Genomic DNA, 15,838 nt, shown 5'->3' with positions numbered 1-15,838 from the left:
GTGGAGCACCCGGTCTACGATGTCTGGGTCAAGGACTGCGCAATGCGCTTCCCCGGCGACGAGGCGACGCCCGGTGCGGCAAAAGCGGCCGAGGGGGTGTCGGCGAGCAGCGCGGCAAAGCCCGCGGGCAAATCGAGCCCGGCGGCTCCGCCCGATTCCTCGCCCTCCGCTACCCCGAGCATAGCGCCAAGCCCGGCCCCCACGCCGACCTGAGCCGCGCGCAACCGCGCGAGGTAGTCCTGCTGGTCGATCTCGACCGCGCCGAGCGAGGCGAGATGATCGGTCATGAATTGACAGTCGAGCAGCGCGGCACCAGCGCGGCGCAGTGCCGCTACCAGCCACGCCAGCGCCACCTTCGACGCATCGCGCTGGCTGCTGAACATGCTTTCGCCGCAGAACACCCGGTCGAAGCCGACCCCGTAGAGACCACCGACCAGCTCGCCTTGCTTCCAGCACTCGATGGAATGCGCCCAGCCGAGCCGGTGCAGCTCGCGATAGCTCGCCGCGATCCGCCCGCTGATCCAGGTTTCGCTGCGTCCTTCGCGTGCCGCGGCGCAGGCGTCGATCACGCCATCGAACGCGGCGTTGCAGGTCACCTGGAAGCGTTCGCGGCGCAATGTCCGGGCGAGCGAGGCTGACATGCGGAAGCCATCCAATGGCAGGATCGCGCGCATCCGCGGCTCGACCCAGAATACCTCGGGATCGTCGCGCGCGTCGGCCATCGGGAAGATGCCCGCGCGATACGCGCTCAGCAGCAACTCGGGATCGATCGGCGAGGCGGCGGGCGCGTGCATGGTGAGGTCGGCATTGTGCCTGTCCGCTGCCCGCCTGTCATCGCCTAGGTTGTCATTGCCGCGCATGGTGGGTAGGGGGGTGGGGCTTAGGAGTGTAGCTCAGTTGGTAGAGCATCGGTCTCCAAAACCGAGGGCCGTGGGTTCGAGTCCCTCCACTCCTGCCACTTCCCTTCGCGTGGACGCTCGGTCCGGCATCGGCTAAGCTGGTCGTCAGGCTCCGGCATCGCCGCCGGATTGAGGGGTTGGCGGGATCACCACAGGCGTCGCCAAACGCAGGGAATCGTGGCTGAGCGCGACATCGCCGCGCCGCCGGCTGCTGATCGGGCTCGGCGCGCTGGTCGGGATCCTGCTGATGGTCGCGCCCTACTTCCGCGATTCGCTCGATCCGCGCGCGGGCCGGGTCGAGCACGGCGTCCTCGATCTCACCACCCATGGCCCGCTGGTCCGCCCGATCGAGCTCAACGGCCAATGGCGGCTGACCTGGCTCGGCGGCCCCGGACCGGCGCCGGGGACCAGCGGCTGGGCCGATGCGCCGGGGCTGTGGGAAGGCCTCAACATCGCCGGCACCACGCTGCCGCAGCAGGGCCGGGCGCGCTATTCGCTCCAGTTGCGCGGCCTGGTTCCGGGCCGCTACGTGCTCCACGTCCCGGCGATCTACGCGGCCTCGCGGATCACGCTGGACGGGCGGCAGGTATCGCAACGCGGCGTGCTTGGCGATAGCGCCGCCGCCACCCGCTATGTCCACCGCGCCCATCTGATCACGTTCGACCACAGGGGCGGACCGCTGAACCTGGCGATCGACCTGGCGGTGTGGCTCCACTGGGACAACGGGCTCGAGCAGGTTCCGGTGCTCGGCCTGGCCGAACCGATGCAGGACTGGATCGCGACCAAGTGGAGCCGGACCGCGCTCTACGCGGCGTCGCTGACGCTCGTCGCGGCGCTGTCGCTGATCACCTTCTTCTACCGCCCGAGCGACCGCGCCTCGCTGTTCTTCGGGCTCGCCAGCCTGGCCTACCTGCCCTCGATGCTGGTTCTGGCGTTCGACGACATCCTGATGATGCAGTTCCCGGCGCTGCGGTTCCAGCAGGTGATGGGGTTCCAGTACCTGACCGCGCCGTTGGCGGGCATGTTCTTCCTGCTTTATGTCCACGAGCTCTACCGGCGCGAAAGCTCGCCGCTGGTCGTGCGCGCCTTCGTGGTGTTCTTCCTGAGCATCGTGGCCGTCCAGGCGGTGATGTTCACGCTGGGCAACACGCTGCTCGCCTCCAAGATCGGGCGCAACGTGTTCCTGCCGACCGGCGTCGCCTCGCAGGTCTACGTGATGGGGGTGATCGCGCTGGCGGCGCTGCGCCGCCGCGACGGGGCGATCGTGCAACTGATCGGAATGGCGCTGTTCGTCGGCTCGTTCGTGATCATGGCGCTGGTCTGGACCGCGATCTCGACCCTCGACGAGCTGCGCAGCTACGAATTCACTGCGCTCGGCGCGGTCATGCTGCTCTATTCGCAGGTCGTGATCCTGGCCGAACGCTGGTCGCTGTCGGTCGCGCGCTCCGAACAGGATAACGACGACTTGCGCAACCTGCTCGAGGTCAACACCGCGATCACCTCCGACCTCGAGCTCGACAGCCTGCTGCGCAAGATCGTCGCGGTGTCGAGCAAGATCACCCGCGCCGACCGCAGTTCGCTGTTCCTCAAGCAGGATTCCGACCGGGCGCTGACCTCGCTGGTCGCCGAAGGCGTCGAAGGCGGACCGCTCAAGCTCGATGCCGGGCGCGGGCTCGCCGGCTACGTCTATGCGACCGGCCAGACCCTGAACATTCCCGACGCCTACGAGGACGAGCGGTTCAACCGATCGGTGGACGAGGCGACCGGCTATCGCACCCGAAGCGTGCTGACCGTCCCGATCACCTCGCGCGACGGCAGCCGGATCGGGGTGATGCAGGCGCTCAATCGCGAGGATGGCGAAGCCTTTTCGCCCGACGACGCCGCCCGGGTCGGCGCGTTCGGGGCGCAGGCCGCTGTGGCGATCGACAACGCCCGGCTGTTCAGCGAATCGGTCGCGGCGCGCAGCTTCGACGAATCGATCCTGCGCTCGATGTCGGGCGGGGTCATCGCGCTCGATCTGGACTGGAAGATCACCAAGCTCAACGCCGCCGCGGCCCAGATCCTGGGCGCCTCGGCGACCTTGCTCGCCGGGCTCGACGCGCGCTCGGTGCTGCCGCGCTTCAACCCCCGGCTGGTCGACGAGATCGCCGCTGTCGCCGACCGCGGCGAACCCAAGCTGCTGCTCGACATCGAATTCACCGCCGGCGGTGAGCGGCCATCGTCGGTCAATCTCTCGATCACCCCGCTCGAAGGCGAGACCGGCCGGGTCGGGGTGCTGCTGGTGATCGAGGACATTTCCGAGGGCAAGCGGCTGCAAGGCGCGATGCGCCGGTTCATGACCCAGGAGGTGGTCGACCAGGTGCTCGGCCGCGACGACGATTCGCTGTTCGGCACCGCCTGCCAGGCCAGCGTGCTGTTCGCCGACATCCGCGGCTTCACCACGATGGCCGAGGAACTGACCGCGCGCGAGACGGTCGAGACGCTCAACGAACTGTTCACCGAACTGTACGAGGCGGTCTCGGGCAACGGCGGCGTGCTCGACAAGTATATCGGCGATGCGGTGATGGCGGTGTTCGGCGCGCCCTTGTCGAGCGAGCGCGACCCCGACAACGCCTTCGCCGCGGGGCTCGAGATGCTGCGGATGCTCGATGCGATCAACCGCAACCGCGAGACACGCGGCGCGGCGCCGCTGCGCCTGGGGGTGGGCATCGCCACCGGCGAGGTCGTGGCGGGCACGATCGGCAGCCCCAAGCGGATGGACTATACCGTGATCGGCGACAGCGTGAACCTGGCCGCGCGGCTTCAGGATCTGACCAAGGCCTATGGCGTGGAGATGCTGATCGACGAGGCCACGGCCAAGGCGGTGACGACCGACCAGCCGATGCGCGAGATCGATCTGATCGCGGTGCGCGGGCGCAAGCGGCCCGAGACGGTGTTCGAGGTGCTGGCGCGCAGCACCGCCGACCCGGCCGGCCATGCGGCCTATGCCGAGGGCCGCGCGGCCCTGGCCGCCGGGCGCTGGGACGATGCGCTGGCGGCCTTCGCGCGCGCTGTGGAACTCAACCCCGACGACCGCCCCGCGCAACTTATGCTCGCCCGCGCCCGCGCGCTCTCCGCAGTGCCGCCGCCCGGCGATTGGGACGGCGTCTGGCGCGACGGCCTGGCCGCCGCCGCCTGAACGCACGCCGTTGGACGGTTGCCGTGCGCGCGTGCCCCTGCCGCGCGCCAGCCAAGCCTTGCCATCCGCGGCCCACGCTTGTAATGGCGCCCCTGTCTTCCGACATCGGAGAACTTCAGCCTGTTCGCGGCACTCCCATCATGGGGCGCCCGCGGCGGCGCGGGAGCCGATGGCGCGAGACGCGCAAACTGCGAGGAAGCGAGTCGCGATGGCCAAGACCAGTCCCGGTGAATTCATGCGCCAGGTCCAGGCCGAGGCGCGCAAGGTCGTCTGGCCGAGCCGCCAGGAAACCGTCACCACCGCGATCATGGTCGGGGTGATGATGGTGCTCCTCGCGGTGTTCTTCCTCGGCATCGATTCGCTGTTCGGCTGGATCGTCAGCCAGCTGCTCTCGCTTGCCTGATCCGCTCGACTGATTCTGGCGCCTGATCCCGTCCCGCACGAAGGTTTCCCATGCACCGCTGGTATATCATCCACGCCTACTCCGGTTTCGAGAACAAGGTTCGCGACGCCATTCTTTCGGAAGCCGAACGGATGGGGCTGGGGCAGCTGGTCGAGCAGGTCGAAGTGCCGACCGAAACCATCACCGAGGTCAAGCGCGGCAAGAAGGTCCAGGTCGAGCGCAAGTTCATGCCGGGCTACGTGCTCGCCAAGCTGATGCTCAGCGACGATGTCTACCACCTCGTCAAGAACACCCCCAAGGTCACCGGCTTCCTCGGCCCCAACGGCAAGCCCCAGCCGATCAGCGAGCGCGAGGCCGCGCGCTATTTCGGTGCGCGCGAACAGGCGGCCGCCGAACCGCGCAAGCAGGTCCACGTCGATTACGAGATCGGCGATTCGGTAAAGGTCAACGCGGGCCCGTTCGCCAGCTTCAACGGCACCGTCGAAGAGCTCGATTTCGACAAGAACCGGGTCAAGGTCAGCGTCTCGATCTTCGGCCGCGCGACCCCGGTGGAACTGGGCTTCGAAGAGGTCGAGCTGGCGAAGTAGGATTGCCCGCCGGACGGGTTTGGCCGCCGGTTTGCTTGGTGCTATGCTCGCGAGATGAGCATCCTCGAGAAATTCGTCGCTTTCGCGGAAGCGCTGCCCGATGAACGGCGTGCCGAGATCGATGAGATTCTCGCTGCGATCATGGATTCCGATGATCCCGAGTTTGGGTTTACCCCAGACGAACTTGCCGAACTCGATCGGCGGATGGCCGACCCCGATCCCCAGTATGCGGATCCGGCAGAAGTAGAAGCAGTCTTCCGACGCTTCGACAGGGCCTGAAAACCTCGTTGAAAAACGTCCGCTATCGTTCAACGGCGTTAGAGGATTTGCGGGCGATTGCCGGCTACTACGAAAATATCGATCCGGATGTCGCTTTGCGGGTTCGAGCCGACATCGAGAGTGCAATCGTTGCTTCAAGAAAACCCATACTCGGCTCAAGCTTTTGGCCGACGCGGATTGAGGCGCAAGCTGACCCGGCGCTACAAGTTCAAGATCGCCTATCACGTGCGCCGCGATGCGATCGAGATCGTCGGCATCTTCCGCTTCCAGAACCGCACCGCCTGAATTCCGCTCGTGTCGAGCAGCCCGCGCAGCGGGCGCCCGTCGAGACACCGCGCGCGACGACGGGGCCTTGCGCGGAATGTCTCGACTTCGCTCGACTTGAGCGGGGAGGGAGTCGGCATAAGCGGACGGGGGTGAGCCGCCCCTCTCCACTCCTCGATCAATCCTTTCGTCAATCGGCGAGACGCCACCCGCCGAACAGCGCCAGGCTCGCGTCGAGCGGCGGCTTTCCCGCTGCTTTCGACCAGCCGGTCACCTGGGCCAGGTCGGGCAGCACCGGCGGTTCGGGCTCGTGCGGCGCGGGGTGGGGCCCGGCGCGCGCGCGCGGGCGGCCTGGGCTATGCGGAACTGCTCGCGGTCCTGTTCAATCCGCGCTTCGTGGACCAATGCCATGCGGCCCGAATACGCCGCCGAGCTCTCGCCGCGGCGGCGGCGCAGGGCGTCCGGTTCGGCCAGCAGCCGGGCTTCCTTCTGGTGCAGATAGAGCGCCTGGAGCGCCTGGTTGGCGGTCATCGGCGGGATCGGCACCGGCGCGTTGTGGCGCCAATGATCGTATTCGTACGCTTCGTGCGACCAACCGGCGAGCAGCGCGGTTTCCAGCGCATCGTATCCCGCGGCCAGCGCCAGTCGCCATTCGCGCGCGAACGCCGGATCGCGCCGCTTGTGATGATAGAACGCGGCGTGGCTGAAGCCCGCGGCCTTGGCGGCCAGGCGGACATTGGCGGTGGCGCTAAGTGCGGCGAGGAAGCGCTGCCGCGCGGCGCCGTCGATCGCTCCGGGCAAGGCGCGGCGGAGCTGCAGCCGGCCCCCGGCGATCCGGACGATGTGCGGCATTGGGTGAGGCGAGGGCGCAGCCGCTGGACCGGCGCGGGCGGCGAGCGCGGCGTGGGCCAGCGCCAGCGCGGCGTCCCAGCGCGCGGCGAACGCCGGATGGGCGGCGCCGGCGTTTGGTGAACCGGGCGCGGTGCGCGCCGAGCCGGCGGGCGGCCTCGCGCGCGTTGCCGGTGCGGGCGAGCTCGTGCAGGAAGGCCGCGTTCTCGAGCGCCTGGGCACGGGTGAAGGGGCGGGCGGCGGCCATGCCCGCCACCATCTCTGCCACGTTTTCCTACATTTCAAGCGGGATTGCGTTTCGGTCCGGCATCGCCTAGGCGCGCGCCTTCGCCGAAGGGTCCGCCCCCGGCGATTCCCCGCGGGAGGACGGCCCACGCCGTCTGCCTGACCGCTCACTCTGAGGCTTCCCGGTGAAACACCCGGCGCCAACAGGAAGAAAGGAGGCCATCCGTGGCCAAGAAGATTACCGGTTACATCAAGCTGCAGGTGCCCGCGGGCGCCGCCAATCCGTCGCCGCCGATCGGGCCCGCGCTCGGCCAGCGCGGGGTCAACATCATGGAGTTCTGCAAGCAGTTCAACGCTGCCACGCAGGAAGTCGAGAAGACCACCCCGCTGCCCACGATCATCACCGTCTACGCCGACAAGTCGTTCACCTTCGTGACCAAGACCCCCCCGGCGACCTACCTGATCAAGAAGGCCGCGGGCCTCAAGTCGGGCTCGAAGGAGCCGGGCAAGGTCAGCGCGGGCAAGATCAAGCGCTCGCAGCTGTCCGAGATCGCGCAAGTCAAGATGGCGGACTTGAACGCGCATGACATCGACGCGGCGACCAAGATCATCGAAGGCTCCGCGCGCGCGATGGGCCTCGAAGTTGTGGAGGGCTGACGACATGGCCAAGCCAACCAAGAAAGCGAAAGCGCTGTCCGCCAAGCTCGGCGACAACCAGAAGCTCTACGGCGTCGACGAGGCGCTCAAGACGCTGCGCGAGCTGGCCAGGGCCAAGTTTGACGAGACGCTCGAAGTCGCGCTCAACCTGGGCGTCGATCCGCGCCACGCCGACCAGATGGTCCGCGGCATGGTGACGCTGCCCTCGGGCACCGGCAAGACCGTCAAGGTCGCGGTGTTCGCGCGCGGCGACAAGGCCGAGCAGGCGCTGGCGGCGGGAGCCGACAAGGTCGGCGCCGAAGACCTGATGGAAGACATGCAGGCCGGCAACGTCGACTATGGCCGGGTCATCGCCACGCCCGACATGATGGGCGTCGTCGGTCGGCTGGGCAAGCTGCTGGGCCCCAAGGGCCTGATGCCCAACCCCAAGCTGGGCACCGTCACGCCGAACGTCGCCGAAGCGGTCAAGGCCGCCAAGGGCGGGCAGATCGAGTTCCGCGTCGAGAAGGCCGGGATCATCCATTCGGGGATCGGCAAGCTGTCGTTCTCCGACGATGCGCTCAAGGCCAACTTCGCTGCGTTCGTCGATGCGATCGTCAAGGCCAAGCCTGCCGGGGCCAAGGGTAAGTACGTCCGCAAGGTCGCGCTGAGCTCGTCGATGGGCCCGGGGCTAAAGATCGACACTGCCGAGGTCGCGGGCGTCTGATCGCCTGATTTCGGTGCGTTATTCGGGGGCCGGGAAGGGAAACCTTCCCGGCCCCCTTTGCATCGGCTTCCGTCGCACGGCCGCTGTGGTTATGAGGTGGGCGCGGCGTCATTCGCGGCAGAGGAGCTCGTCATGAATCGCCGTCTTCCGCTAGCCGTCGCCGCTTCCGCCATCGCGCTCGCCGCCGTCACCCCGGCGCAGGCTTCCGACCACGATTGGGCGACCGCCAGCGACGTCGGGGTGCTGGCCCTGACCGCGCTGGCGATCGGTCTGCCCGCGGTCCACGGCGACGGGGCGGGCGCGCTCCAGGCGGCGGGATCGGAAGGGGCGGCGGGGCTGACCGCCACCGGGCTCAAGGAGCTCTTCCCCGAGCGTCGGCCGGACGGCAGCAACAACCGCAGCTTCCCCTCGGGCCACACCGCGGTCGGCTTCGCCGCCGCGGCGAGCATCTACGAGCGCGAGGGGCCGGGGATCGGCATTCCCGCCTTCGCCGCCGCCTCGTTCGTCGGGCTCGCGCGGGTCGAGGCCGACAAGCACCACTGGTACGATTGCGCGGTGGGCGCCGGGATCGGCACCGCGGCGGGCTTGCTGATCACCAACAAGCACCACCCGCGCAGCGCGATGGTCGTGCCGTGGGGCGATGCCCACGGCGGCGGGGTGAGCATGGCGATGGCGTTTTGACCGGCATCGCCTGGAGCATCGCGATCCACGGCGGCGCGGGCAGCATGACCCCGGCGACGATGCCCGAGGCCGCGCAGGCCGAGCATCTCGCCGCGCTCGAGGTGGCGCGCGACGCCGGATCGGCGATCCTCGCGGCGGGCGGCGGCGCGCTCGATGCGGTGGTCGCGGCGGTGGCGGTGCTCGAGGACGATGACAAATTCAACGCCGGGCGCGGCGCGGTGTTCACCTATCACGGAACCACCGAACTCGACGCCGCGATCATGGACGGGGCGACCCGCGGCGCCGGCGCGGTCGCCGCGGCGACGCACACCCGCAACCCCGTGCGCCTCGCCCGCGCGGTGATGGAGGCGAGCCCGCACGTGTTGCTCTCCGGCCCCGGCGCCGACGAATTCAGCCGCGAACAGGGGCTCAAGCAGGTCGACCCCGACTGGTTCGCCACCCCCGAGCGCTGGCGCCAGTTGCAGGAGCTCAAGGCCAGGAAGCTGGGCTGGTACGACGTCGATCTCAAATACGGCACGGTCGGTGCGGTCGCGGTGGACGACGCGGGCCACGTCGCCGCGGCGACCTCGACCGGGGGCCTCACCGGCAAGCGCTGGGGACGGATCGGCGACAGCCCGCTGATCGGCGCGGGCACGTATGCCGACGATCGCGCCTGCGCGGTTTCGGCCACCGGCGCGGGCGAGTTCTTCATCCGCACCGCCGCCGCGCACGAGATCGGTGCGCGGATGCGGCTGCTGGGCGAAAGCGCGCAAGCCGCCGCCGACGCGGTGATCGCCGAAATCGGCGCGCTCGGCGGCAGCGGCGGGGTGATCGTCGCCGCGCCCGACGGCAGCACCGCGTTCGCGTTCAACACGCCGGGCATGTACCGCGCGCGCGCCGACAGCGGCGGTCTATGCGAAGCCGCGATCTTTGCTGAACAGGATTGACTGACAGCGTTGTAAGTCTAGCATCGGCGCAGCTTAGGGGCCGGCTCAAATCAAATAATGAGAACGAGGGTCGCCCGACTCCAATGCTGCCCGTGACCGGCGGATCGTCCGTCGGCCGGGAACAGGAGGACTGCCCCCATGCGTGCATTGAAACTCGCGGCCGTTGCCGCCGTTACCCTTGCCTTCGCCGCCCCGCTGCCCGCGCTCGCGCAGAGCAACGATCCGTTCATCGGCGGCGACTATGTTTCGGTCACCAGCGTCTCGATCGACGATGGCCACTATCTCGATTACGCCAACTTCCTCAGCGGCTTCTATAAGGCGCAAGAGGAATACGCGGTCAAGCAGGGCTGGCAGACGAGCTGGGAGATCCTCGCCAACGTGAACGCGCGAAAGGGCGAGCCCGATCTCTACCTGATCCGCCGGTTCAAGAACATTCCGGACGGCGCCGAGGGCGAGCGGCGGGCCGCGATGATCCGCGCCAACGTCAAGATGGATGATGCCCAGATGGAAGCCGCCTCGGGCGAGCGCGCCAAGTTCCGCCATGTCGAGGGCACGCAACTGCTCCAGGAACTCAAGTGGCGTAAGTAGGTACAGCGCCTCCCCTGCCGGGGAGGTGCCAGCCCGCTTGGGCTGACGGAGGGGTGTCGACGCTGGCGTGGGCACCCCTCCGCCTCCCCACCCGGGGGGGATTGAAGAAGCGCCCTGGGGAAAGAGCTTAGCCTTCCCCCGCGTGCTTGTCGGCCTTGCGCTTGCCGAAGCGCATGCCCTTTTCCAGCCGCGCGCGGAGCTGCGCGTAATAAGCTTCGAGGAACGCGCGTTCGTCGCCGCGGCCCGGTTCCCAGCCGATCTTGCGGCAGATCGCCTCGGTCACCGCGACCAGGTTCTCGCCGCGCCCGTCGCGCAGCACGCGTTCGAGCGTCTGCAGTTCGTACTCGCCGTAGACCGCCAGCTCGGCCTCGCTGAAGCGGAAGCGCGCGCCGGTGATCGCGCTGGTTCCATCGCGGAGCGCCGTGCCGGTGGCGAGCAGGGTCGCCAGCTTCGCGCGCGGGGCCTCGACCACCCAACTGCCCGCGATGATGTCGCCCGCGCGCAGGCGGTCGCGGCCCGCCAGCGGGATCGCCAGGAACACCAGCAGCCAGGCGAGCGCGGCGAACGTCGCCACGCCGGTGTCGCCCCCGCCCTGGCTGGCCTGGGCGAAGAACACCGCAGGCAGGAACAGCTCGATGTCGCGCACCAGGTTGCGCGCGATCACCGCCTCGGCGGTGAGCTGCGCCCCGTCGCGCGCGGCGATGCGGATGCCGGCCATCCGCTTGCCCGGCGTCGCGCCGCGCGGGCGGAGTTCGAAGAACAGGAAATAGGCGTTGCGGAACAGGAACATCGCCACGATCCACAACGCCGCGAAACCTTGGAGCACGCGCCCTGCCGCGTTCTTCTGGTCGAATGCGCCGTCGCCGACCTGCAGCGTGCCGAACAGCAGGAAGATCAGCAGCAGCGTGGTCAGCAGCATCGCCAGCGCGACGATCATGAGGTCGATCAGCAGCGCCCCGGCGCGGCTCGAACGCGAGGCGACGGTGAAGTCGAGCGCGATGCCCTCGGGCGTCACCACGGTGCGGCGGCGGCGCACCGTATCGAGCACCGGGCGCGACGGTTTGGCGGTGCGCGCCGCGCTCACGCCGCGTCTCCGCTTGCGCCGCGGCGCCAGGCGAACAGGTAACCGATCCAGAACACCAGCATGAAGCTGCCGATGGCGAACCGCCCCACCGGATCCTGGACGAGCTGGCGGAAGAACCCTTCGAGCATCGCCGCGACGATCAGCATCAGCACCACCCCGGTCATGACCTGGGCGGCGCGGCGGCCGGCGATGGCCGCGGCATCGAGCATCGCGGCCTCACCCGGGAACGCCAGCGCGCGCCCGACGTGGATCCCCGCCGCGCCCGCGAGCAGGATCGCGAAGAGTTCGGTGGTGCCGTGGACCATCAGCCACGCGACCAGATCCGGCAGCAGTCCGGCGCGGTCGAACAGCCACAGCATCGCGCCCAGCCCGGCCATGTTGTGGACCAGCAGCAGCAGCGAGGGCAGCGCGAAGGCGAAGCCCAGCGCGAAGGCGAGGATCGCCACCTGGGCGTTGTTGCTGAACAGCGCCGCGGCGAACACCGCCAGCCCGGCCTGCCCGTCGTCGCCATAGAGCGTGCCGCGCAGCGTCGCCGCGTCGGCGCCGGGACGGCGGGCGTCGGCGAGGCCTTCGGGGATCAGCGCGGCGTACCATTCGGGATCGTGCGCGACCAGCAGCCAGCCGACCACCGCGCCCGCGACCATCACCGCCAGCGCGATCGCGATGTCGGGGCCGATGCCGCGCACCGCGCGCCCCCAGTCGCCCCCCAGGAACCGCCGCAGCCATCCCCACAGGCCCACGCGCGGGCCATAGACGAGGAACCAGGCGCGCTGGGCCAGACTGTCGAGATAGGCGAGCGTGGCGGCATCGAGCGAGGTCTCGCGGGCGATGGCGAGGCTCGAGGCGACCGTCCGGTAGAGCACCGGCAGCGCCAGGATGTCTTCGTCCGACAGGCGCGAGAGGCGCCCCTTCTCCATCCGCACGACGATCGCTTCCAGCCGCTTCCAGTCGCCCTCGCGCTCGAGCCGGAAGCGGTCCGAGCGCAGCGCCGCCTGCTCGACCGCGAGCACCGGTTCGGGGGTCTTGGCGAACAGGCGCGACAGCGCGTTCATCCGATGCCCCCGCCGCGCTTGAGCGTCAGGTAGGCGTCGAGCAGCCGCGTGCCGACCTCGCGCCACGGCGCTTCGACGATGTCCACCCCCAGCCGCCGCAGCCGGGCGAGCACCAACATCCGTTGCCGTGCGAGCGCGTCGGCGGCGACCGCGACCCCGATCGCCTGGACGCTGGCCGGCTCGCGCGCGGTCATCGCCTCCAGCTCCTCGTCGTGCAGGACCACGAACAGCACGCGGTGGCGCGTAACCAATCGGGCGACGCTCTCGATCATCAGCTCGGCGCCGGTGGGATCGGTGAATTCGGCGAACAGCACCACCAGGCTGCGCCGCTGGAGCCGCGCCGCCAGGGTCGAGAGCGCAAGGGTGAAGTTGGCCTCCTCGGGACGGTAGTCGAGCTCGGCGGCGGCCGCGTGGAGGCGGCGGAACTGACGGGTGTCGACGATGAACGGGGTCGCCACCAGCACTCGCGCGGCGAACCCGAACAGCGCCACCCGGTCGCCCGCCTTGAGCGCGACGAACGCGGTGGTCAGCGCGGCCGAGACCGCGCGGTCGATCCGCGGCAGGCCTTCGACCGGCTCGCACATAGCCTGCCCGCAATCGAAAGCGAAGACGATCGGCAGGTTGCGCTCGGCCTCCATCTCCTTGGCGAGCAGGCGAACGTGGCGCGCCGAGCTCTTCCAGTCGATCCGGCGGCGGTCCATGCCCGGTTCGTATTCGGCCAGTGCCTCGAACTGCGATCCTTCCCCGCGGATGCGTCGTGCGACCAGCCCGAACTGGGCGTCGCGCAGCAGCATCTGCAGCGCCGGGCTGCGCGCCGGAGCGAGGTTGGGACGGATGCGGACTATGCGGTCGAACGTTTCGACCCGCTGCCGCCAGGCCAGGCCGAGCGGGCCGGGCCAGCGCAGCCACAGGGCCGCAATCGCCGCGGAACCGCGACGGTTCGGGAGGAGTTCGGCGGTGCCCGACCAGCTTGCGCTCGCCGGATCGTAGGCAAGAGGGAACGCGGTGCGGCCCCCGGCGGCCAGCCGGGGATCCACCGCCAACGCGGCCTCGGGCGACCCGGTCCCGCGCCTGCCGGCAAAGTCGGCGAGGACGGTCAACGCCAGCGACTCGCCGATCTCGGCGTCGCCCGGCGCGATCAGGCGGACGTCCGCCGCGCGTCCGGCCAGCGCTGCGTCGGCGACCACCAGCGCAACGATGACCAGCCCCACCAATGGCGCCAGCACCCATAGCGGTTCGGCGACTGCCGCCAGCAACAGCGCCAGCGGCGCGAGCGCGACCAGCAGCAAGGTGGTGCGGGCGGTGGGGTAGAAGGTCATCGGGGCGCTTCGGTCGCCTCGATCAGCTCGCCGACGATGGCTTCGCCGCTGCGCCCTTCGATCTCCGCTGCCGGGGACAGCAGCAGGCGGTGGCGCAGGACCGCGGGGGCGAGCGCCTTGACGTCGTCGGGCACCACGTAGTCGCGCCCGTCGAGCGCGGCGCGGGCGCGCGCGGCCTGGGCCAGCAGCACCGCGGCGCGGGGGCTGGCGCCGCTGCTCAGCTCGGCGGTTTCGCGCGTCGCGCGGATCAGGCGGACGATGTAGTCCGAGACCGGCTCGGCCAGCGTTACCGTGCTCACCGCCGCCGCGGCGCGCGCGATCCCCGCCGCATCGGTCACCGCGCCCAGCCCCATCGCGGCGGGGCTGGGCGCACCGCCCCGCTCTCCGTACAGCCGCACCACCCGCGCCTCCTCCTCGGCGCTGGGGTAGTCGATCAGCAGCTTGAACAGGAACCGGTCGAGCTGGGCCTCGGGCAGCGGATAGACCCCTTGGCTCTCGATCGGGTTCTGGGTGGCGATCACGGTGAACCGCTCGGGCAGGGCGTGCGCCTCGCCGTCGAGGGTGATGCGGCGCTCCTGCATCGCCTCGAGCAGCGCGGCCTGGGTCTTCGGCGGAGTGCGGTTGATCTCGTCGGCGAGCAGCAGCTCGCAGAAGATCGGCCCGCGGGTGAGGGTGAAGGCGCTGGTCGAGAAATTGAACAGGTTCGAACCGAGGATGTCGCCGGGCATCAGGTCGGGGGTGAACTGGATACGCCCGAAGTCCAGCCCCAGCGCGGCGGCGAGGCTTTGCGCGAGGAAGGTCTTGGCGGTGCCGGGCGGCCCTTCGAGCAGCACGTGGCCGCGCGCGAACAGCGCGATCAGCAGGTGCTCGACGGTCTCGCTCTGCCCGACGATCGCCTTGGCGACCTCGCCGCGGATCGCCTCGGCCAGCGTACGCACCTGGTCCAGCGTGGCGGATTCGGTCATCGCGAGAGGCCCTTTTCAATGGTGTGAAGCGCCGCGGCGTGGCGGACGAGATCGGTCGGCTTGCGCGCCGCGGCCAGCGCGGCGGCTTCGGTGCTGAATGCCGCCCCCGCCTGGCCGCGGCGGCGCTGCGCGGCGTCGATGGCGGCGGCGTCGCTCCCCGGCGGGAGGCCCAGCGCGCGCAAGGTGCGCTGGGTGACGAGCGCCGCGTAGGGTGCGCCGAGCAGGCGGATGCGTCCCGCGCGGCGGATCAGCCCGGCGCTGTTCTCGACCAGCGCGGTCTTGCCATAGGCGATCGCGCGCGCCGCCACGCGCGGCGGGCCGAAGCGGATGAACCCGCGCCACCCCGCCGCCAGCGCGGCCAGCAGCAGCGCCAGCGTCGCGGCCAGGAACGGCGGGGTGAACGCCAGCGTCAGCAGATTGCGCGCGCGGCCCAGGCCGTTGAGGGTGACGTCGAACGCGATCGGCAGCCGCCCGCCGTCGCTCGCCTCGCGCAGCAGATGGAGTGCGAGCATCGCGGTCGCGCGGTCGCGCAATCCTTGATTGTCGAGCAGGTCGGGTTCGAACACCAGGATCAGTGGATGGAGTTCCGTCCGTTCACCGCCCATGTCGACATCGACCCCGGCCATGGCGTTGAGGCGCGGGTAGTAGCCCTCGTCCCCGCGATAGCCGGCCAGAGTTCGTCCCCGGTCGTCGGAGACCAGGGCAATCAGGTCTTTGCCGGTTCCGATTTCGACCCGGTGCCGCTGTGGCAAGCGGCCACTAAGGACCTTGTAGCGCCACGTCCGGGCCTCGACGATCTCGACCGTGACGTCATCGGCGAACCCCTCCCAGCGCGGCAGGACGGTATCGGCAAGCGCAACCCAGCCGGGCTTGCCGGAGTTCCCCGCGGGAACGGTCAGCCACTTGGGCGCTACGACCATGGTCGGACCGATCGCGCGACGCGCGGCCACGATCCCTTCGATCTCCTTCCCATCCGCACCCGCGGGAGGCGTGAGAACGAGCAGTCCAGGGTCGTCGAGTCGCGCGACGCTGCGAACCGTGGCGACGTTCAATCCGGTTTCGCGGGCAAGTTCGGCCAGCCCGGCATAGCCGGTCAGCCCCTTGGACAGCGCATGCGCGCCGCCGTCATTGCCGCCGCCGGTCAGCCCGGCGCCGATCGCGTAGAGCAGCGTCACG

16 protein-coding genes and 1 tRNA gene are annotated in these 15,838 nt (G+C 69.7%); 10 read left to right on the top strand and 7 right to left on the bottom strand.

Features of this window, described 5'->3' with window-relative positions; translation table 11 throughout:
• Positions 1-14: 14 nt before the first annotated feature.
• Positions 15-794, bottom strand: a complete 780-nt coding sequence (gene aat, locus GKE62_RS09725) for a leucyl/phenylalanyl-tRNA--protein transferase (protein ID WP_154692073.1) — start codon at positions 792-794, stop codon at positions 15-17.
• Between the two features lie 88 nt (positions 795-882).
• Here aat and GKE62_RS09720 point away from each other — a divergent pair.
• The 5 genes from GKE62_RS09720 to GKE62_RS09700 all read left to right on the top strand — a co-directional run bounded on the left by GKE62_RS09720 (position 883) and on the right by GKE62_RS09700 (position 5,346).
• Positions 883-958 (top strand) — tRNA-Trp (locus GKE62_RS09720).
• Positions 959-1,146: 188 nt separating this feature from the next.
• Positions 1,147-4,077, top strand: a complete 2,931-nt coding sequence (locus tag GKE62_RS09715; RefSeq protein ID WP_154692072.1) for an adenylate/guanylate cyclase domain-containing protein — start codon at positions 1,147-1,149, stop codon at positions 4,075-4,077.
• Between the two features lie 208 nt (positions 4,078-4,285).
• On the top strand, positions 4,286-4,480 hold the full coding sequence (gene secE, locus GKE62_RS09710) for a preprotein translocase subunit SecE (protein WP_154692071.1): 195 nt from the start codon (positions 4,286-4,288) through the stop codon (positions 4,478-4,480).
• A gap of 50 nt (positions 4,481-4,530) precedes the next feature.
• Positions 4,531-5,067 carry a transcription termination/antitermination protein NusG gene (gene nusG / locus GKE62_RS09705; protein WP_154692070.1) on the top strand — a complete coding sequence of 179 codons (537 nt, stop codon included), beginning with the start codon at positions 4,531-4,533 and terminating at the stop codon, positions 5,065-5,067.
• 54 nt (positions 5,068-5,121) lie between these two features.
• Positions 5,122-5,346 carry a hypothetical protein gene (locus GKE62_RS09700; protein ID WP_154692069.1) on the top strand — a complete coding sequence of 75 codons (225 nt, stop codon included), beginning with the start codon at positions 5,122-5,124 and terminating at the stop codon, positions 5,344-5,346.
• Between the two features lie 534 nt (positions 5,347-5,880).
• On the opposite strand, the gene GKE62_RS09695 is transcribed toward GKE62_RS09700, so the two are convergent.
• Entirely contained in the window at positions 5,881-6,462 is a 582-nt protein-coding gene (locus tag GKE62_RS09695; RefSeq protein ID WP_154692068.1) for a hypothetical protein, read from the bottom strand.
• 447 nt (positions 6,463-6,909) lie between these two features.
• On the opposite strand from GKE62_RS09695, the gene rplK reads away from it, so the two are divergent.
• The 5 genes from rplK to GKE62_RS09670 all read left to right on the top strand — a co-directional run bounded on the left by rplK (position 6,910) and on the right by GKE62_RS09670 (position 10,242).
• Complete coding sequence (gene rplK, locus GKE62_RS09690; protein WP_154692067.1) at positions 6,910-7,341, top strand: 50S ribosomal protein L11; 432 nt, start codon at positions 6,910-6,912, stop codon at positions 7,339-7,341.
• A gap of 4 nt (positions 7,342-7,345) precedes the next feature.
• Positions 7,346-8,047 (top strand): 50S ribosomal protein L1, encoded by a 702-nt coding sequence (gene rplA, locus GKE62_RS09685; protein ID WP_154692066.1) that lies wholly within the window; start codon positions 7,346-7,348, stop codon positions 8,045-8,047.
• A gap of 132 nt (positions 8,048-8,179) precedes the next feature.
• Positions 8,180-8,728 carry a phosphatase PAP2 family protein gene (locus GKE62_RS09680; RefSeq protein WP_154692065.1) on the top strand — a complete coding sequence of 183 codons (549 nt, stop codon included), beginning with the start codon at positions 8,180-8,182 and terminating at the stop codon, positions 8,726-8,728.
• A 5-nt stretch (positions 8,729-8,733) separates the two neighbouring features.
• Positions 8,734-9,654, top strand: a complete 921-nt coding sequence (locus GKE62_RS09675) for an isoaspartyl peptidase/L-asparaginase family protein (RefSeq protein ID WP_154693657.1) — start codon at positions 8,734-8,736, stop codon at positions 9,652-9,654.
• Positions 9,655-9,792: 138 nt separating this feature from the next.
• Entirely contained in the window at positions 9,793-10,242 is a 450-nt protein-coding gene (locus GKE62_RS09670) for a hypothetical protein (protein WP_154692064.1), read from the top strand.
• A 127-nt stretch (positions 10,243-10,369) separates the two neighbouring features.
• Here GKE62_RS09670 and GKE62_RS09665 read toward each other — a convergent pair whose 3' ends face one another.
• The 5 genes from GKE62_RS09665 to GKE62_RS09645 are packed head-to-tail and all read right to left on the bottom strand — an operon-like array spanning position 10,370 to position 15,837.
• Complete coding sequence (locus tag GKE62_RS09665; protein ID WP_154692063.1) at positions 10,370-11,326, bottom strand: RDD family protein; 957 nt, start codon at positions 11,324-11,326, stop codon at positions 10,370-10,372.
• Positions 11,323-12,378 carry a stage II sporulation protein M gene (locus tag GKE62_RS09660; protein ID WP_154692062.1) on the bottom strand — a complete coding sequence of 352 codons (1,056 nt, stop codon included), beginning with the start codon at positions 12,376-12,378 and terminating at the stop codon, positions 11,323-11,325. Before GKE62_RS09660 ends, GKE62_RS09665 begins: the two co-directional genes overlap by 4 nt.
• Complete coding sequence (locus GKE62_RS09655) at positions 12,375-13,697, bottom strand: DUF58 domain-containing protein (protein WP_154692061.1); 1,323 nt, start codon at positions 13,695-13,697, stop codon at positions 12,375-12,377. The genes GKE62_RS09660 and GKE62_RS09655 overlap by 4 nt, the downstream gene beginning before the upstream one ends.
• On the bottom strand, positions 13,694-14,662 hold the full coding sequence (locus GKE62_RS09650) for a MoxR family ATPase (protein WP_154692060.1): 969 nt from the start codon (positions 14,660-14,662) through the stop codon (positions 13,694-13,696). Before GKE62_RS09650 ends, GKE62_RS09655 begins: the two co-directional genes overlap by 4 nt.
• Positions 14,659-15,837 (bottom strand): DUF4350 domain-containing protein, encoded by a 1,179-nt coding sequence (locus tag GKE62_RS09645; RefSeq protein WP_230206611.1) that lies wholly within the window; start codon positions 15,835-15,837, stop codon positions 14,659-14,661. Before GKE62_RS09645 ends, GKE62_RS09650 begins: the two co-directional genes overlap by 4 nt.
• Position 15,838 lies beyond the last annotated feature (1 nt).

Origin of the sequence: Novosphingobium sp. Gsoil 351, assembly GCF_009707465.1 — a bacterium.
In the GTDB taxonomy this organism is placed as follows: Bacteria; Pseudomonadota; Alphaproteobacteria; order Sphingomonadales; family Sphingomonadaceae; genus Novosphingobium.
Note: the sequence above shows the minus strand (reverse complement) of the source record. Positions and strands in the feature narration are given on the sequence as shown.

What these genes read in the sequence shown, in the direction of transcription:
- aat (WP_154692073.1), bottom strand. Translation starts at nt 794, where the DNA reads ATGCACGCGCCCGCCGCCTCGCCGATCGATCCCGAGTTGCTGCTGAGC.
- GKE62_RS09715 (WP_154692072.1), top strand. Translation starts at nt 1,147, where the DNA reads ATGGTCGCGCCCTACTTCCGCGATTCGCTCGATCCGCGCGCGGGCCGG.
- secE (WP_154692071.1), top strand. Translation starts at nt 4,286, where the DNA reads ATGGCCAAGACCAGTCCCGGTGAATTCATGCGCCAGGTCCAGGCCGAG.
- nusG (WP_154692070.1), top strand. Translation starts at nt 4,531, where the DNA reads ATGCACCGCTGGTATATCATCCACGCCTACTCCGGTTTCGAGAACAAG.
- GKE62_RS09700 (WP_154692069.1), top strand. Translation starts at nt 5,122, where the DNA reads ATGAGCATCCTCGAGAAATTCGTCGCTTTCGCGGAAGCGCTGCCCGAT.
- GKE62_RS09695 (WP_154692068.1), bottom strand. Translation starts at nt 6,462, where the DNA reads ATGCCGCACATCGTCCGGATCGCCGGGGGCCGGCTGCAGCTCCGCCGC.
- rplA (WP_154692066.1), top strand. Translation starts at nt 7,346, where the DNA reads ATGGCCAAGCCAACCAAGAAAGCGAAAGCGCTGTCCGCCAAGCTCGGC.
- GKE62_RS09680 (WP_154692065.1), top strand. Translation starts at nt 8,180, where the DNA reads ATGAATCGCCGTCTTCCGCTAGCCGTCGCCGCTTCCGCCATCGCGCTC.
- GKE62_RS09670 (WP_154692064.1), top strand. Translation starts at nt 9,793, where the DNA reads ATGCGTGCATTGAAACTCGCGGCCGTTGCCGCCGTTACCCTTGCCTTC.
- GKE62_RS09660 (WP_154692062.1), bottom strand. Translation starts at nt 12,378, where the DNA reads ATGAACGCGCTGTCGCGCCTGTTCGCCAAGACCCCCGAACCGGTGCTC.
- GKE62_RS09655 (WP_154692061.1), bottom strand. Translation starts at nt 13,697, where the DNA reads ATGACCTTCTACCCCACCGCCCGCACCACCTTGCTGCTGGTCGCGCTC.
- GKE62_RS09650 (WP_154692060.1), bottom strand. Translation starts at nt 14,662, where the DNA reads ATGACCGAATCCGCCACGCTGGACCAGGTGCGTACGCTGGCCGAGGCG.